The 16,980-nt window shown below is 68.7% G+C and carries 15 protein-coding genes; 10 read left to right on the top strand and 5 right to left on the bottom strand.

Translation table 11 applies throughout. The features are described from left to right. Window positions 1-2 precede the first annotated feature (2 nt). The 3 genes from POL67_RS42435 to POL67_RS42425 all read right to left on the bottom strand — a co-directional run bounded on the left by POL67_RS42435 (window position 3) and on the right by POL67_RS42425 (window position 3,373). Window positions 3-590 (bottom strand): Maf family protein, encoded by a 588-nt coding sequence (locus POL67_RS42435; protein ID WP_271926840.1) that lies wholly within the window; start codon window positions 588-590, stop codon window positions 3-5. Next, window positions 578-1,852, bottom strand: coding sequence for an STAS domain-containing protein (locus tag POL67_RS42430; protein WP_271926838.1), 1,275 nt, complete (start codon window positions 1,850-1,852; stop codon window positions 578-580). The genes POL67_RS42435 and POL67_RS42430 overlap by 13 nt, the downstream gene beginning before the upstream one ends. A gap of 123 nt (window positions 1,853-1,975) precedes the next feature. Beyond that, window positions 1,976-3,373, bottom strand: a complete 1,398-nt coding sequence (locus tag POL67_RS42425) for an MATE family efflux transporter (RefSeq protein WP_271926836.1) — start codon at window positions 3,371-3,373, stop codon at window positions 1,976-1,978. A gap of 81 nt (window positions 3,374-3,454) precedes the next feature. Between POL67_RS42425 and POL67_RS42420 the strand changes: the two genes are divergently transcribed. After that, a complete protein-coding gene (locus tag POL67_RS42420) occupies window positions 3,455-4,351 on the top strand; it encodes an ATP-grasp domain-containing protein (RefSeq protein WP_271926835.1) in 897 nt (298 codons plus the stop codon). Between the two features lie 71 nt (window positions 4,352-4,422). Continuing rightward, a complete protein-coding gene (locus tag POL67_RS42415; RefSeq protein WP_271926834.1) occupies window positions 4,423-5,415 on the top strand; it encodes a PEGA domain-containing protein in 993 nt (330 codons plus the stop codon). Here the strand turns inward: POL67_RS42415 and POL67_RS42410 are convergent, their stop codons facing one another. Next, window positions 5,416-6,138 (bottom strand): MYXO-CTERM sorting domain-containing protein, encoded by a 723-nt coding sequence (locus POL67_RS42410; RefSeq protein ID WP_271926833.1) that lies wholly within the window; start codon window positions 6,136-6,138, stop codon window positions 5,416-5,418. Between the two features lie 192 nt (window positions 6,139-6,330). Here POL67_RS42410 and POL67_RS42405 point away from each other — a divergent pair, with 192 nt between their 5' ends. The 8 genes from POL67_RS42405 to POL67_RS42370 all read left to right on the top strand — a co-directional run bounded on the left by POL67_RS42405 (window position 6,331) and on the right by POL67_RS42370 (window position 16,114). Continuing rightward, window positions 6,331-8,058 carry a hypothetical protein gene (locus tag POL67_RS42405; protein ID WP_271926832.1) on the top strand — a complete coding sequence of 576 codons (1,728 nt, stop codon included), beginning with the start codon at window positions 6,331-6,333 and terminating at the stop codon, window positions 8,056-8,058. Window positions 8,059-8,108: 50 nt separating this feature from the next. Next, entirely contained in the window at window positions 8,109-9,407 is a 1,299-nt protein-coding gene (locus POL67_RS42400; protein WP_271926831.1) for a serine/threonine-protein kinase, read from the top strand. A gap of 130 nt (window positions 9,408-9,537) precedes the next feature. Continuing rightward, a complete protein-coding gene (locus POL67_RS42395; protein ID WP_271926830.1) occupies window positions 9,538-10,398 on the top strand; it encodes an MbnP family copper-binding protein in 861 nt (286 codons plus the stop codon). A gap of 6 nt (window positions 10,399-10,404) precedes the next feature. After that, entirely contained in the window at window positions 10,405-10,923 is a 519-nt protein-coding gene (locus POL67_RS42390) for a hypothetical protein (RefSeq protein ID WP_271926829.1), read from the top strand. Continuing rightward, window positions 10,920-12,041, top strand: a complete 1,122-nt coding sequence (locus POL67_RS42385) for a methanobactin export MATE transporter MbnM (protein WP_271926827.1) — start codon at window positions 10,920-10,922, stop codon at window positions 12,039-12,041. Before POL67_RS42390 ends, POL67_RS42385 begins: the two co-directional genes overlap by 4 nt. 98 nt (window positions 12,042-12,139) lie before the next feature. Beyond that, a complete protein-coding gene (locus POL67_RS42380; RefSeq protein ID WP_271926825.1) occupies window positions 12,140-13,792 on the top strand; it encodes a sensor histidine kinase in 1,653 nt (550 codons plus the stop codon). Window positions 13,793-13,851: 59 nt separating this feature from the next. Continuing rightward, entirely contained in the window at window positions 13,852-15,147 is a 1,296-nt protein-coding gene (locus tag POL67_RS42375; RefSeq protein WP_271926824.1) for a putative sensor domain DACNV-containing protein, read from the top strand. 79 nt (window positions 15,148-15,226) lie between these two features. Further along, window positions 15,227-16,114 carry a mechanosensitive ion channel family protein gene (locus tag POL67_RS42370; protein WP_271926823.1) on the top strand — a complete coding sequence of 296 codons (888 nt, stop codon included), beginning with the start codon at window positions 15,227-15,229 and terminating at the stop codon, window positions 16,112-16,114. Between the two features lie 6 nt (window positions 16,115-16,120). Here POL67_RS42370 and POL67_RS42365 read toward each other — a convergent pair whose 3' ends face one another. After that, the gene (locus POL67_RS42365) at window positions 16,121-16,930 is read right to left on the bottom strand and encodes a leucine-rich repeat domain-containing protein (RefSeq protein WP_271926822.1); all 810 of its coding nucleotides are present in this window, start codon (window positions 16,928-16,930) and stop codon (window positions 16,121-16,123) included. Window positions 16,931-16,980: the final 50 nt, after the last annotated feature.

The raw sequence follows: 16,980 nt of genomic DNA, 5'->3' as shown, positions 1-16,980 counted from the left end.
CGTCACCTCGCGAGATCGAGCGGCTCGATCCCGGCTTCGCGCAGGAGGCGGCAGAGCGAGAGCAAGGAGAGCCCCACGATGGCCGACTCGTCCCCGCCGCGCACGGATTCGAAGAGCCCAATGCCACGTTTTTCGAAGAGATACCCGCCCGCGCTGCCCACCGGGTCGTCGAGCGTGACGTAACGATCGATCAAGGCCGCCGAGAGCGGGCGCATCGTGAGCTCGACGGTGACCGTCTCGCCGAGCATCCGGCCCTCGGAGGCCGACCAGAGCACCACGGCCGTGTGCAGCATGTGCGTGCGGCCGGAGAGCTCGGCGAGCTGCGCGCGGCAATCCTCCTGGCTCTCGGCTTTTCGCAGGATGCGGCCGTCGAACTCGGGCACCTGATCGGCGCCGATGACCCACGCGCCCGGCGTGGCTTCGAGGCTCTTCGCTTTGCCCTCGGCGAACGCGCGGGCCACATCCCGCGGCGCCATGCCCTCGGGCGGGATCTCCTCGAAGTGGGGCGCGCGGGCTTCGTAGGGGAGGCCGAGGCGGTCGAGCAGCGCGCGGCGGAAGCGAGACGTGGATGCGAGGATCAACCGGTCCATCGCCGCGGAGCATACCCCTGGCCTTCGGCCCCGCGAAGCGCGCGCGCGACTCCGTCCTGGAGCGTGCTGCACGTGACGAGGCCGAGGTTGCCGAAGTTCGCGTCGAGGGCGAGCAGCGTCTGCGCGACGGGCCCGCGGATGCCCGTCAGGAACACCCGCGCGCCGAGCAGCGCCGCCGCGCGGGCGGCCCGCAGGATGCCGTGCGCCACGTGCGAGTCGACGTCGTTCACGCCCGTGATGTCGACGATCGCCACCCGCGCGCCCCGCTTCGAGATGCCTTCGAGCAACGTCTCGAGCATCTGCTCGGCGCGCTGCTCGCTCAGCGCGCCCACGAGCGGCATCACGATCACGCCCGGCGCGATGGGCAAGAGCGGCGTCGAGAGCGCGCGGATCGCCGCCGCCTGCGAGGCGATGAGCTCCTCCTGGAGCTGCATCTGGAGCTGCATGCGCGCCTCCTCCGCCGCGACGAGCGGGCCCTTGTCGCGCAGCAACATGAAGCGCGCGGTGATCCGATCGCCCGTGGCGCGCGCGTCGAACGCCGTCACATCCGCGTTGTACAAGCCGCCGTCTGCGCGCCGCATGCGGATCTCGCCGCGCCCGCGCCCCGTCCGATCCACCGACTCGTGCAGCCTCGCGAACGCTTCTCGCTGATCGTCCTCGACGAACGACGCGAGCATGCGGCCCGGGATGTTCTCGCCGAACGTCTGCTTGAAGGCCGCGTTCGCGTAGAGCACGCCCTCGCTGCGCAGCGTGAGCGCCACCGGATCGGGCGAAGCGTCGACGAACTTCCGGAAGAGCCGATCGCCTGCGACCTCCTGCTCCGAAGCGCCGTGGTAACACGCGTCGAGCTCCGCGTGGACTGCGCCGAACGCGTCCATCAACCGAAGCGCGCCTTCGCGGGCTCCGGGGACGCCGCGGGCGAAGGCTTCGAGCGTGACCTCCAGATAGTCTTTCCGAACCGCCTCGACGGTCTGGAGCACGAGCGCGCTGCCCCGGTCCAGGGTGATCTGACTCTCGCACCAGCCGCGCGCCCGGGCGCGCAGATCGGTGAAATCAGGCGCCACGAGCGCGTGCGCATACGCGAGCGCGTCCGCTCCGATCGCGTCCACGAGGGCATCCCGGGGCAGCTCGTCGAGAAAGGGGAGGAACGCCCGCGTCCGTTCGATGGCGCGATCAATCAGGACGTCCTTTTGCGCGAGCAACGCGGCGTGGAAGAGAGCGAGGGGGTGTTCTTCCGAGGGGCGTCGGGTCTCTGCGCTCATACCCGCATGGGACAAGCGAAAATCGTGCGCGGGCCGAGGACACGAGATCCAAGGCTGAGGAGCGCGTGCGCCTTTCGAATTTGCGACGCGCCCCCGCCGCGCCTTTCATTCGTGCACGGCTCTTCAGATGGCCGGTAGCTCTGTCCCTGCGAGATCGAGCTTGCGCCACGCGCCGCTCCGGAAGCGCAAGAACAGCACGAAGGCCATGATCGCGATGTACCCCGTCAGCCAAAAGACGACCCACCCGATGCCGCCGCCGAGCACTCGTACGGAGATGAACGAGCCCGGCACGAAGACACACCACGCCACGATCCCGCGGACCCACGCGGTGAAGGCCGTATCTCCCGCGGCGCGCAGCGCCTCGGCGAGTGTCATCACCGTCGCGTCGAACATCTGCCACGTGATCGAGAGCGTGAGGAGCTGCGCCGTGATGTCGAGGAAGGCCTCGCGCTCGGCCCCGGGCGGCGCGAAGGGGAGCATGCAGTACCGCGCGAACACGAGGTAGACGAGACCCACGAAGCCCATCCAGCCACACGCCACGAGGGCCGTGAGCTTCACTGTCTTCGGCACTTGATCCAGGTTCTTCGCGCCGATCGCTTGCCCCACGAGGATCGCCCCCGCGCTCGTCAGGCCGAACGCGGGCATCGCCGCGACCTGGTTCACCTCCATCGAGGCCATGAACCCGGCGAGCGTGGTCGTGCCGAGCCCGTTGATCACGAGATTGATGAACAAGGAGAACGCGCCGAACTCGACGAACCAGTTGAGCCCCGAGGGGATGCCAAATCGCAACATGCGCACGAGCTCGGCGAACCGGAGCTGCGCCTTGACCCGGCGGGCGCTCGGGTGCTCGCCGACGCCGGCGAGGAAACACCCGAGGAGCACGAGGAAGGCGGTCAACGTCGCGAGCGCGCTCCCCAGCGCCGAGCCGACCACGCCGAGCGCGGGCGCGCCGAGGTGCCCCGAGATGAACACCCAGTTCAGCGCGACGTTGAGCACCATGCACAGGACCTGCGTGGCCATGGGCAGGCGCGGGTTGCCGAGCCCGCCGTAATAGTTGCCGAGCGCCTCGAGCCCGATCGCCGCGCCGCCCGTGCAGAGACGGACGGTGAGCCATTGCTGCATGAGCGTCGCGACGGCGGGTGTGTAGCCAATTGCCGCGACGGCGCGCGGCATGACGAGGACGCCCGCGAAATAGAGGATCTGCGCCATCGCGGCCACGGCGAGTCCATAAAACCCGTACCGGCGCGCCCCGGCGTGATCGCCGCGGCCGTAGAGCTGCGAGGCGAAGCTCGACACGATGAAGACCACCCCCATCGGCAGGATGAAGAAGGCCATCAAGTTGAGCCCGCCCGTGGTCGTGGCGGCGAGGCTGTCCTGCCCGAGGTGCGAGACCATGGCGGCGTCGGACACGCTCACCACGACCTGCGCCGAGCGCGAGATGATGATCGGCCACGCGAGATTGAGGAGCTTCCGAAGCGAGGCGGGGTGCTCGACGGGCACGATGTGCGCAGCGTCTGCCATGGGGGCGCCGAGGATGACACCGGACGGGGTGCCGCGCCCGCGCCGCTCGCCTCGCGGCCGGCTTTGAGGCAAGAAGGCGACATGAACCGACCCCGCTTGGCGATCGCCACGTGCGCCCGTCTGCCGAAGCTCGACGTCGACGACGCGCGGCTTTGCGAGGCCCTCGAAGCGCGAGGGATCTCTTACCGTTGCTTCGTGTGGGATGATCCGTCCGCGCCCTGGGACGAGGCCGATCTCGCGCTGCTTCGTAACCCGTGGGATTACTGGGACGGGCCCGGCCGCAGGGAGGCGTTTGTCGCGTGGGCCGAGCGGACCCACGCGCGCGTGCCGCTCTGGAACGGTCCCGACGTCATCCGCGAAAACACGCACAAGTCCTACCTGCGCTCGCTCGAAGCGGCCGGCGTGTCCGTGATCCCGACGCTCTGGCTCGCGCGGTGCGAAGGCGCCGTCGGCCTCGCAGCGCGCATCACGTCGCGTGGTTGGTCCGAGGTCGTGATCAAGCCGGCGGTCTCGGCGGGCTCGGTGGGCGCGCTGCGGATCGACGCGCGGACGAACCCGAACGAGGCGGAGGCGCACGCGGCGTCGCTCACGGCGTCCGGCGAGGTGATGGTGCAGCCGTACCTGCGCTCGATCGAATCGGAGGGGGAGCTCAGCGTCGTGTTCTTCGACGGCGAGGCGAGCCACGCGGTCCGGAAGGTGCCGTGCGCCGGCGACTTCCGCTCGCAGCCAGAGTTTCAGAGCCGCGTCTCGGCGGCGCCGATCGAGGCCGAGGCGCTCGCCGTCGCCCGCGCCGCCTTCGCGGCCGTGGGCAAACCGCTGCTCTATGCCCGGGTCGATCTCGTGCGCAGCGATGACGGCGCGCTCCAGCTCATCGAGCTCGAGCTGACCGAGCCGAGCCTGTATTTCCGCTGGAGCGAGGGCGCTGCGGAGCGGCTCGTCGACGCGATCGTTTCGAGGTTCGAAACGCCGCTCGGGTGAGGGGAGCCTCTTCCCACCTCGCGCCCCCCGCGTATTCTGTTGCGAGCGCCGCAAGCGCGGAGGATCGTCCCGTGCGTTCACCTCGCCAAAAAGCCCTGCGAACCACGCTCGTCATCGCGCTGTCCACCGCGGTCTCCCTCTCGCCGTCGATGCTGCGCGCCGATCCCCAGGCCCAAGGCGCAACCCCCGCAGACGATCCGCAGGCGCGCGCCGCCGAGCGCAAGAAGGCCGGCGATCAGGCGATGGAGCTGCTCCGGTACGAGGACGCGCTCGCCGCGTACGGCGAGGCCTACGCGATCACGAAGAACCCGGCGCTGCTCTACAACATGGGCCGCGCGCTCGAAGCGCTGAACCGTTTTCCCGAGGCGCTCGAGAAGCTCACGGCCTTCGACGCCGCGGCGCCGCCCGACCTCAAGGCGCGCGTGCCGCGGCTGCCCACGCTTATCGCCGAGCTGCGCCAGCGCGTCTCCACGCTCGACATCCAGACGAACGTCGAGGGCGCGCGGATCGTCGTGCGAAACGTGGTCGTCGGGAAATCGCCGCTCGCCGCGCCACTGAAGCTCGTCGCGGGGCCGGCCGAGATCGAGATCGACGCGGAGGGATATTTCGGCGCGAAGAAGACGGTCACGCTCGAAGGAGGCGCCGAGCAAACCGTGCGGTTCGACCTCTACTCCCGCGCCACCACGGGCGTGCTCACGGTGCGCGCGTCGGCGCCGTCGGCCGAGGTGCTCGTCGACGGCAAGCGGATCGGCGTCGCGCCCGTCGACGTCAACGTCGCCAAAGGCACGCACCGCATCACCGTGCGCCACCCGGATTTCCGTGTGTACGAGACCTCGGCCCTGGTCCCGGCCGGCGGCTACAAGGCGGTGACGGCGACGCTGGAGGGGAAGTCGGTCGTGACGCGCTGGTGGTTCTGGACGGGACTCGGCGCGGTTGCGGCGGCGGGCGCCGCGGTCACGGTCGCGGCGTTCACGGAGCGGGCGCCGCATACGGGCACGATCGCACCCGGGCAGCTCACGACCGAGGCGGTCGGGGGCGGGGGCGCGGCGTTGTTTCGGTTCTAATCAGCGACGGCGCTGCGTCGTCTTGCGGGTTCGTCCGAGGAGCGCGAGCGTGGCCATCACGAGCGCGGCGGCGCCTCCGAGGGGCGAGGTCTCCGTGAGGCGACAGCCGCAGCCAGTATCGTGAATCGGCGGATAGGGATCCCCGCCTGCGCCGCCGCTGCCGCCTGCGCCGCCGCTGCCGCCTGCGCCGCCGCTGCCGCCGCCGCCCGCGCCACCGCTGCCGCTGCCGCTACCGCCCGCGCCTCCGCTTGCGCTGCTGCTGCTGCTGCTCGACGCGGCTCCGCCGGAGCACACGCCATCCAGGCATGCCATTCCGCCGCCGCATTCCGTTCCGTCGGACTTGACCACCACCTCGCAACCCGTGTCGCCACACAGATCGATTTTGCAAGGATCGTTGTTCAGGCACGATTTCGGTGGGGTCGCGGGGTCGACGCAGGTGCCCGCGGCGTCGCAGAGCGAGGCGGAGACGAACGAAAGCGCGTCGTCGCAGTACGCCTTCTTGCAAACCGTCTCTGCCTTTGCCGGCCCGCAACTCCCGTCCTCGCCGCCTCCTTTGGCCGCGGCCGTACAGGCCTCGCAGAGACCGTTGCAAGCCGTGTCGCAGCAGACGCCGCCGACGCAAAAGCCCGACGCACACTCCTCGGGAAAGCCGCAAGGATCCGCGCCGCGGGCCGGCGTGGTGGCGGCGAGCAGCGCGAGGCCAGCGGCGATGGGGAAGGTCAATCCTCGGGACCTGGGACGATAAGGAGACATCATCGGCCGATGATACGATCCTCGCCGCGATTTGTTCCATCACGATTACGATCCAGGATATCGTGAACCTCTATGGTCAAGCATTCCGGGCAACTTTGCGCGGGGCTCACCGCTCTGCTTTTCGCGGCTCCTCTCGGCTGCCTCGAACCGACCGAGGCTTTCGTGGAAATCTCGACGAATAGCTCCTGTGGTGACCTCGACAGCACGGGCGTCACGGCTGGGCTCCTCGGCGAGATCGAGACCCGCCCGTACGGTACGACCACGTCCCTCTGCGAAACCAGCGGCGAAATCGGGACGATCGTGCTCCTCCCGCCCGAGGGTGAGCGGGAGGCGCCTTTTGCTTTCAAGGTCGTCGGCAGCCTCGGCGCGTCCGTCGACGCGGCTTGTGTCGCGCCCGCCTACGGACCGGGCTGCATCGTGGCGCGCCGGGCGATGCGATTCGTGTCTCACAATTCCTTCCGGGTCCCCGTGCGCTTGAGCCAGGCATGCGCCGGCGTGCTTTGCCCCGAGGCCCAGACCTGCGTCGACGGCACGTGCCAGAGCGCCACGGTCGATCCCATCGACTGCGAAAACGACGCCGAATGCGGCCCCGAGGCGGGCATTCCGCCCGCGTGGCAAAAGAAGCTCGGCGGCCCCGGCTTTCAGATGGCGCGCCACCTCGCTTTGGGCGACGACGGCACCCTCGTCGTCACCGGTCATTTCGACGGCACGATCAACCTCGGCGGCAAAGATTTGACGTCCAAGGGAGGAACCGACATCTACATTGCCTCGTACGCCCAGGGAGGCCATCACCGCTGGTCGGCCTCGTTTGGCGGATCGCTCGACGAAGACGTGACCCGGGCAGCGATCGACGGCAAGGGCGCCATGTACGTCATCGCCCAGTTCCAGGAGACCGTCGATTTCGGCGGCGGCCCGCTCGTCAACGCCGGCGGGCGGGACGTCGCCATCCTCAAGTTCACGAACTGGGGCAAACTCGAATGGTCGGTCCGCTTCGGTGGCACCCTCACGGACGTTCCGACTGCAATCGCCGTGGGCGCGGACGGAACCATCTACGTGGTCGGCGGATTCAGCGGGACCGCGGCGATCGGGAGCAAGACGCTCACGGCTGTCGGCGAAAGCGATCTTTTCGCGCTGAGCCTCACGCCCTCCGGCTCGGTCCGCTGGGCGAAGTCGCTCGGCGGGCCTGGCAACGACAGCGCAACCGGCGCCGGCGTGGACGCGGCAGGAAACGTCTATGTCGCCGGTTATTTCGAGGGCACGGTGGATTTCGGCCTGCCCATGCCGGCGATGCCCATCAAGGCCACGGGCTCCGACGCGTTCGTCACGAGCTTCGACGCGGAGGGCGGCCTGCGCTGGATACAGACCCTCAGCGGGGCCGCGACCGATCGCGTCCAGGATCTCGCGGTGCGAGGCGACCGCGTCGCGTTCGCCGGCCGGATCACGAACGACACCCGGATCGACGGCCAGGTGTTCGATGTCGCCGAGGAGCCGGGGATCGTCGGGGCCTTCGACACGAGCGGAAAGCTCGCATGGGCGAAGCGCTTCGGCGGCAACGTTGACGGCGTCGGGGAGAATGTGGCCATCGCCGCGGACGAATCCGTCGTGGTCAGCGGCGAGATCTCCCTCGGCTCGGCGTTCGGCGCGAGCGCGCCCGCCACGGCGCTGGGCACCGACCACGCGTTCGTCGCGATCCTCGAGCGCGACGGCAAACCTCGATGGGGAAAGGTCTTCCCGAGCTCGGACAAAGCGTTCGCCACGGGCGTCGCGGCCCCGGCGCACGGCTTTGCGCTGCTCGCGGGCTGGTTCCTGGGTGAGCTCGACGTCGGCGCGGAGAAGCTGAAATCCGAGGGCGCTGCGGATGGCTTCCTCCTGCGCGTGGCCCCGCCGTAGCCGAGATCCCTCTGGCCATTTGCGGCCGGCCGGGGGTACTCTCGTTTGTCGTGCCCGAGAGCAATGCCGAAATTCTGCCCTCGCCTGGGGATGTCCTCGCGGACAAGTACACGGTCGTCCGTGCGCTCGGGCGAGGCGGCATGGGCGTCGTCCTCGAAGCCGAGCACCAGCGCCTCGGCCAGCGCGTCGCGCTGAAGCTGCTCTTGCCGGAGATCCGCTCGATGGGCGAGATCACGGCGCGCTTCGAGCGCGAGGCGCGGGCCGTCGCGCGGCTCCAGGGGCCGCACGTCGCGCGCATCCTCGACGTCGACGCGCTCTCGGACGGCAGCCCCTTCATGGTGATGGAGCTCTTGCGCGGGCGGGAGCTCGGCGACGAGCTCGACGAACGCACGAAGATCCCTTTCCGCGAGGCCGTTGGATACATCCTCCAGGCGTGCGCGGCGATGGCCGAGGCGCACCGGATGGGCATCGTCCACCGCGACCTCAAGCCGGCGAACCTCTTTCTCTGCGAGACGGGCGCCCACCGCACGGTGAAGGTCCTCGATTTCGGCATCTCGAAGCTCACGGGCGACATCAATGCGTCGATGACCACGACGGCGTCCGCGTTCGGCACGCCGCTCTACATGTCCCCCGAGCAGGTGCGCTCCGTGAAGAACGTCGACGCGCGCGCCGACATCTGGTCGCTCGGCGTGGTGCTCTACGAATTGCTCTCCGGCGAGCTGCCGTTCACCCACGAGAGCGCGACCGGCATCCTCGCCGCCATTCTGACGGAAAAACCCGTCCCCATCGGCAAACGTTGCCCGGAGATTCCGCGCCCGCTCGCCGACGCCGTGATGCGGGCGCTCGAGAAAAACCCCGAGGACCGTTTCTCCGATGTCCGCGAGTTTGCCGCGGCGATCGCGCCGTACGGGCCTCCGCGCGAGGATCCGACGCTGGCCGCGGTCGCGCTCGAGCTCAAAGGGGTTGGAAAGCCCCGATCTCGCGGAAAGCGGCGGATTCTGCTCCTCGCGGTCGCGGCCGTGCTCGTGTTCGGAGCGACGGGCGCGATCGTCGTGTTGCCATCGTCCTCGACGACGAACACGCCGTCGCCGGTGGTTCCGGTCGCCGAACCGGCCACGCCGGCGAACCCGTCGCCCTCGCGGTCGGGCGTGCCGCAGGTCTCGCCGATGGGCACGGTACTTCCGCCGATGCAGGATACGCCGCCGACGGCCGCGCCCTCCGCGACGGCGGCGCCGCCGCCCTTGCGAAAGCCTTCGGCGGAGCCGAAAGCGACGGCGCCGGCGGTGAAGACAGCGCCCCCGACGACAGCGCCTCCGGCGACGACGGTGCCGGATGTGAAGTATCTGTGATTCGAGGGGGATCGACGCCGTTCCGCGGGAGCGAGGGATCCGCGGCGCGGGCTGCACATCGCGGTGCGACAACATGTCGCGTTCCCATCCCACTTCAGCCGCATAAACTCCCGGCTCGAAGAGGTGATTCATGCATCGACTCCCGATCCGCCGCGCCGCGCTCGGCGTGATCTCTTTCGTGGCGTTGACCGCTTGTGGCGGCGAGGCGGACGAGAGCCCGCAGACGGTCGCGCTCCAGTTCGCCGCCAAAGTGGGCAACGAGCCCTTCGCGTGCGCCACCACGTTCGAGGGCCTCGGCACCACGAAATCCACGGTGAGCCCGCTCGATTTCCGGATGTACGTGCATGATGTGCGCCTCCTCCGTGCCGACGGGGCGGAGGTGCCGCTCGCGCTGGAGCAGGACGGACGCTGGCAGCGCGACAACATCGCATTCCTGGATTTCGAAGATGGGACGGCGACTTGCGCGACGGGCAGCCCCGAGAAACGCACCGAGATCGTCGGTGACGTCGCGCCCGGCGAATACGTCGGCGTCGTCTTCGACGTCGGCCTGCCGCCGGAGCTGAACCACCTCGACGCGGCCACGGCGCCGGCGCCGCTCAACATTCCGGGGATGTGGTGGTCGTGGAAAGGAGGCTACAAGTTCGTGCGGCTCGAACTTCGCACGACGGCGAACCCCACGTACTTCTTCCACCTCGGCTCCACGTCGTGCGAGGGGACCGTCAAGGACGGCTTCTCCTGCGCGGCGTCGAACCACGCGGAGATTCGCCTCGATGGATTCGATCCGGCCACGAAGACCATCGTGTTCGACGTCGCCTCGTTTTATGCCGGCTCGGATCTCGATCTCCAGATCGATCCCATGGCGGATAGCATCTCGGGCTGCATGTCGTTCGCAGGGGATCCCGAATGCCCGCCGGTCTTCGAGGCGCTCGGCATGCCCTTCGAGGGACAGACGTCGGGCAGCGGCAAGCAGACCGCGTTCCGGGTGGAGTGAGGCGACGTGAAAGCGCGTATCGCATCGATCTGGTTTGCTGGTTTGCTCCTCGTGCCGCTCGCCGCGTGTGGCCCCGCGGACGAGGATCCCGAAGATGTCCCCGTTCCCGGGGATCCGCAGTTCGTCCGGGATCCGGCGCTCGATGTGGACAACATCAGCGCCCACGGGGAGGCGCGGAGCCACAACATGGGCCTGAACTGCATGAACTGCCACCAGGCGCACGGCCCGGGGAAAGGGCGCTTCACGGCCGCCGGCACAGCGATCGGACCGGCGGGCGTGCCTCTCGCCGGCGGAACCGTGGAGCTGCGCACGGCGCCGAATGGCCAAGGCGATCTCGTGATTGCGGTCGAGATCGACGACAACGGCAACTTCTTCACCACCGAGCCATTGCCTTTCCCGGACGAATCGCTCTTCCCGTTCGTCCGGGCGCCTGGGGCCGGCGGCACGGCGTTCATGCCATTTCCCACCATCTCCGGAGCTTGCAACGTATGTCACGTGGGGGCGCAACGCGTGCGCGTGGAGTGAGGTCGGGTCTCGTCGCGGCGCTCCTGGTGGCGTCCTGCGGAGGGGAGCCGGAGGCGCCGCCGCCGCCGAGCTACGACTTCGGTTTGCCTCCCGGCTTTGCCGACCCTTGGGTCCCTCCCGACAACCCCATGAGCGCGGAGAAGGTCGCGCTCGGACGAAGGCTCTTCTTCGACGCGCGGCTCTCCGGCAATGGGACGATGTCGTGCTCGTCGTGCCACGATCGGGCGAAGGGATTCGCGGATGGGAAAGCCAAGCCCACGGGCTCCACGGGCGACCTCGTGCCGCGGAACGCGATGGGATTGGCCAACGTCGCCTGGTTCCCGCAGCTCACCTGGGGCAATCCCACGCTGACGACGCTCGAAGCGCAGGCCCTCGTGCCCTTGTTCGGCGAGGTCCCCGTGGAGCTCGGGGTCACGGGCAACGAGGCGATCGTTCTCGGTCGATTGAAAGAGGACGGCGACTACGTCAAAGCCTTCGCGGCTGCGTTCCCGGAGGAAGCGGCGCCGATCGGCTTCGCGAACATCGCGAAGGCCCTTGCTTCCTACGAGCGAACGCTCTTTTCGGGCCGTGCGCCGTACGACCAGTACACGTATGGCGGCAAGGCGGACGCGATGACCGAATCCGCTCTCCGGGGAATGGATCTGTTCTTCTCCGAGCGCATGGAGTGTTACCATTGCCATAGCGGCGTGAATTTCACGACCGCCTACAGGAACGCCGACACGAAGCACCAGGAGATGGACTTCCACAACACGGGGCTCTACAACCTCGGCGCGGACGGCGCGTATCCGCCCGGCGGGGAAGGGTTGTTCGAGTTCACCGGGGATCCCCGCGACAAGGGAAAGTTCCGGGTCCCCTCCCTGCGGAATGTGGAGCTGACGGCGCCCTACATGCACGATGGCAGCATCGCGACGCTCGAAGACGTGGTGGAGCACTATGCCGCAGGCGGACGCACCCTCCCCGACGGGCCCTTCGCGGGCATCGGCAATCAAAACCCGAACAAGAATCCGCTCGTGAAGGGGTTCGTCATCACGGCGGAGGAGAAGGCGGATCTCATTGCTTTCATGAAGAGCTTCACCGATACGGACTTCGTCAGCGAAGGTGATCCTCCGCTACCCTGAAGTGCCTCGCTCGGACGTGGGGGCGCCCGCGCGAGCGGGCTCGGCAGCGAACGTCCTCGCACGACATATGCTATCTGTGTCGCGCTGGAGGGGGGGTCGTGTCGACGATCAAGCACATCATCGAGGCGCAGGGCGACCGTATCCTCGAACGGTGGGCCGAGGAAGCGCAGAAAACGGCGTCCGCGCGTGGGCTTTCGCGGCCCGAGTTGATGAACATCATGCCGCTGTACCTCGCGGCCCTCGTCGAGCCGGATGGGCATACGCCGAGCGGCCGCCAGCTCGAGCTCGTGGAGAGCCACGTCGCTTCCCGCCTCCGCCACGGCTTCGATCTCGCCGAGCTCCAGAGCGAGTTCACGCTTCTCGGCCGCTGCATCTTCCAGGCGTGGGCGGCTGTGCCGCCCGAGGAGCGGTGCGACGCGCTGGAGGTCGACAGGATTCTCGAGGTCGTGCATGCGTCGGCGGTGCTCGTGTCCGACATGTTCGTCCGGCACCTCCTCGACGACGCGCAGTCGGAGAAGCGGTTTTTCCGGCTGATACGGCAGGCGTTCACGGGCGAACCGTCCGACGCGCTCCGCAGGTCCCCGACCCTGGCCGAGCGGCTCGACGCCGCCATGCCGATCGTCATGGAGGCGCTCAGGGCCGCGACGGCGGCCATCCTGCTTCGCGAGCCCAGGACCGAAAAGCTCGTGATGACCGCATCCGCGGGGCTCGCCGACGAGCGCCTCACGCGTTACGCCCGCTCGCTCACGCCCTCCTCGTTTGCCGGGAAGATCGCGTCGCGCGAGGAGACGACGACCCTCCTCGACGCCGAGACGACCGAGCTCGACGTGACCGACAAACTCCGCCATAGCGGCATCCATGCGCTCCTCGGGGTCCGCATCCCCCTTCAGCACAGGCTCCTCGGCGTGATGTACGTCGGCATGCGCGAGCAGCGGCCTTTCTCCGCGCGGGAAAAGCGGCGCATCGAGGCGATCGCCGAGCACCTCGCGCTCCTCATCGAGAACGTGGAACTCTACAACATGCTGGAGGATCGAATCAAGGCGCTGCACGAAGAGCAGCGGATGCGGGACGTCCTCTCGTCGATCCTCGTGCACGACCTCCGCGGCCCCCTCTCTGCAGCGCGCGTGGCCGCGCAAATGGCGGACCGCTCGACCGAAGACCCCAGGTCCAAACGCTGGATGTCGACCGTCCTCCGGAGCCTGGACCGCAGCGAGCGCATGGTGAGCGACCTGCTCGACGCGCAGCGCGTCCAGGCTGGCGAGCGCCTCTCGATTACACGCGAACGCTGCGATATCCTCGATATCGTGCGAGACGTCGTGGCCGAGCTCTCCCAGCAGCACGGCGATCGTTTCGTCGTCGTCCCGCCCGAAGGGCCCACGACGGGGTGTTTTGGTTGTGAGGAGCTCCGGCGAGCCTTCTGGAACCTCGCGTTGAATGCGCTCAAATACGGATCGGCGGACCCGGTGCGTTTCACGGTGCGATCGCTGCCGGACCGCGTCGAGGTGGAGGTCCACAACGAGGGCCCGCCGATCCCCGCGGCCGAGCATGCCACGCTGTTCGAGCCCTTCACCCGCGCACGCCACGAGCGCGCGTCGCCGGGCGGCTGGGGGCTCGGGCTCGCCGTCGTCCGCGGCGTCGCGGAGGCCCACGGCGGGAGCGTCGACGTCGTGAGCGCCCCCGAGCGCGGGACGTCGTTCACGATGCGGCTCCCGTTCGACGGCGAGGGATCTCGGCGACCGGCCGCACGCTGAGGCGGCCGTCGCGGCGCGTGCCCCCTTGGGAGGACGTCCCGCGGGCCTTACGATCGATTGTGCTGCATTCCTATCCACCCCAGCTCGCCAGGCTCGTGCGTGAGCGATGGGATGAGGTGGCAGCGGTCGGGAGTTCACGGCTCCCGGGGCAGGAGGCGCTCGAGGAGCTTCTCTCGATCTGTTATCAGGCGAGCCTGCTCCGCGAGGAGGAGCGGCCGGTCACGTTCCGCTTGATCCTCGGGGACGCCGAGGGGTATCCGGCCGAAGCCGGCCCACCCTGGGGGCTGCACCGCCTGGTGTTCACGCACGCCCGCTCGCTCGACGCGCACGAGCTGCGGCGGCTGTCGCCGGCCATCAAATACCACCGCGCGCTCATCGGCGTGCGCGAGGACGGCCGTGGCGGATTCGAGATATGGGGCATCCTGCATTCGGGTCCCCGCTGGCTCCACGCGGCGCAAGGCGGGCGGGGCTCGTGGTCGAGCCTGCCGCCGTGGGCGCTCGTCATTCGCGCGTCGGGACCGGGGCAACTCGCGGTGGCGAGGGGGTCGATCACGCTGGGCGAGCTGCAGGGCGGCAGGCTCATGGGGCCGGCGATGGACGTCTTCGAGGCGCGCTGGCTCTCCGAGGGATTCGAGGAGGTGCACGCCGAGCTCGCGGCGCTGCACGAGGAGGCCCGGCCCCTCGCGCGCGTCCCCGGCGCGGAGCTCGATCCGGAAGTGACGCGGCTCATCACCTGGCAAATGCTGAAGCGCCTCATCACCACGATTCGCCGGGCGCACCACGGCGGCACGCTGGTCATCCTGCCGCCGGGCGAGGTGGGCGCGACGGCGGGCCTGCTCCGCATCAAATACGAGTTTTGCGAGGGAGAGCCGCGGCGTCGTTATCGCACGTTGATCCTCGCGACCATGGACGCGCTCGCCGGGCGCAGCAAGACGTGGGCCCCGCCCTCGGCGTCGGTCGGCTGGGACATCTACGAGTCCAGCACCGACCCGCACCTCGTGAGCCTCGACGAAGCCGTCTCCGAGCTCTCGACCCTGATCGCGGGCCTCGCGGACGTGGATGGAGCCGTCGTATTGACGAGGCGCCTCGAGCTGCTCGGGTTCGGCTGCGAGATCGGCGGGGATTTGTCCGAGGTGCCGTCGGTGAGGCGGGCGCTGGACATCGAAGGGACGCGTTTTTCGCTCGAGCCGACGGAGACCGTCGGGACGAGGCACCGCTCTGCCTATCGCCTTTGCCAGCACATCCACGGCGCGCTCGTGATCGTCGTCTCCCAGGACGGCTGGGTCCGCTTCGTCACATGGAAGGAGGGCGGCGTGATGTACTGGGACCACGCGGTGACGTCGGGGGACGTGTAGCCACCCGCGCGCGAGAGAGCACACCCCCTCCTCCGGAGCGCGTTGACGTTCCCGCGGCCGCGGTGCGACCATCGCCACCATGCAGGAAACGATGAACCACGTCAGCGCGACCCTCACGAGCCTGAAGACCACGCTCGTCGAATTCGGGGTGCGGTACGGGTTTCAGATCCTCGGCGCGTCCCTCATCGTCCTCGTCGGGCTCAAGGCTGCGGGATACCTCACCCGCATGCTCGACACGTGGCTCGAAAAGAAGACCACGATCGACGTCGCGCTCCGGAGCCTCATCGTCCGCCTGCTTCGGTTCGTCGTCGTGGGCGCCACGATCGTCATCGCCGCGGAGAAGATCGGCGTCCCCGTCGCCTCGCTCATCGCCGGCCTCGGCGTCGCCGGCGTCGGCATTGGCCTCGCGATGCAGGGCGTGCTCTCGAACCTCATCGCGGGCATGACCATCTTTTTCCTCAAGCCCTTCAGGGTAGGCGAATACATCGACGTCCTCAAGGAGCACGGCGAGGTCGTCGACATCACGTTGTTCTCGACCACCCTGCGCCACACCGATCAATCGCTGATCGTCATCCCGAACCGCCAGATCGCCGGGGAAATCCTGCATAACTACGGGATGAAGCGCCAGCTCGACATCGAGATCGGCATTGCGTATGCCTCCGATATCGGCAAAGCGATCGACGTCGCGACGGAGACCGTCCTCGCCGACCCGCGCGTCCTGAAAGAGCCCGCGCCGCTCGTCGGCATTCGCAAGGTCGGCGATTCCGCGCTCACGGTCTCCGTGCGCCCGTGGGTGCCCGTCCCCGAGTACGAGCAGACGCTCCTCGGCCTTTATCGCGCGATCTTCGAGGCGTATCGCGAGCGGGGCATCGACGTGCCCCACCCGCAGCGCGAGATCCGCGTGGTCCACGCGGAGACCGGCACGACGCGTGCTGCCCTCGGCGCGCCGGTCGTCAAGGTCAATTAGAGCCGCTCACTCGTCGTGCACCTTGAGCCCCGGGATCCCTAGCATCACGGCCTGACCGCTCACGGCCGAGCCTGCGATGTGCAGGTTCTTCAGGCTCTTGAGCTCCTTCAGCGGCGCGAGATCGGTCACGCGCGTGCGCTTCATCTGCAGCATCTCGAGCTTCGTCAGCTTGGAGAGCGGCGTCAGATCCGTCACCTCGGTCTCGTCGATCTGCAGCTCCGTCAAGCTCGTCAACCCTGAGAGCGGCGTGAGATCTTTGACCGGCGTCCGGCCGATATCGAGCCGATCGAGCTTCGCGAGGCCCGCGAGCGGCGTGAGGTCTTTGACCTGCGTGGCCGCGATGCGCAGCGACTCGATCGTCGTGAGCGTCTTCAGCGGGCTGAGATCGTCGATCTTCCCCGGCGGCAGGTAGAGGCCCTTCACCGACGTGAACAGCGGGAAGATGCACGGGTCGAGCTCGTCGAGCTTCGCCTCGGTCAGGTTCAGCGTCTTCGCTTTGCCGAGGTCCGCCTTCGTCAACGCGCCCTCGGGCTTCTGCGCCTGCACGCGCACGACCGCCTCGAACTTCGGATCCGCGAACGTGATGCCCGCGTCCTTCGAGCACACGACGTCCTTTTTCTTCGGCGGCGGCGCAGGCTCCGCGGCGCTCGGCGTGGGCGCGGGCGTGGGCGCTTGTGCCGGTGCGGCGGAGGCGACAGGCGCGGCGCTCGGCTTCGGGGCCGCGGCGTCGGGCTTCTTTTCGTCGCATCCGACGAGCGACGTGAGGGCGATCGAGAGGGCGAAACCCGCGAGGGGCGCGATCGTTCGGGGCAGCATCGGCGCGGATGGTACAAGGGCCGTACGCGGAGGGGTAGACCCTTGGCTTC

Origin of the sequence: Polyangium mundeleinium, assembly GCF_028369105.1 — a bacterium.
GTDB lineage: Bacteria > Myxococcota_A > Polyangia > Polyangiales > Polyangiaceae > Polyangium > Polyangium mundeleinium.
Note: the sequence above shows the minus strand (reverse complement) of the source record. Positions and strands in the feature narration are given on the sequence as shown.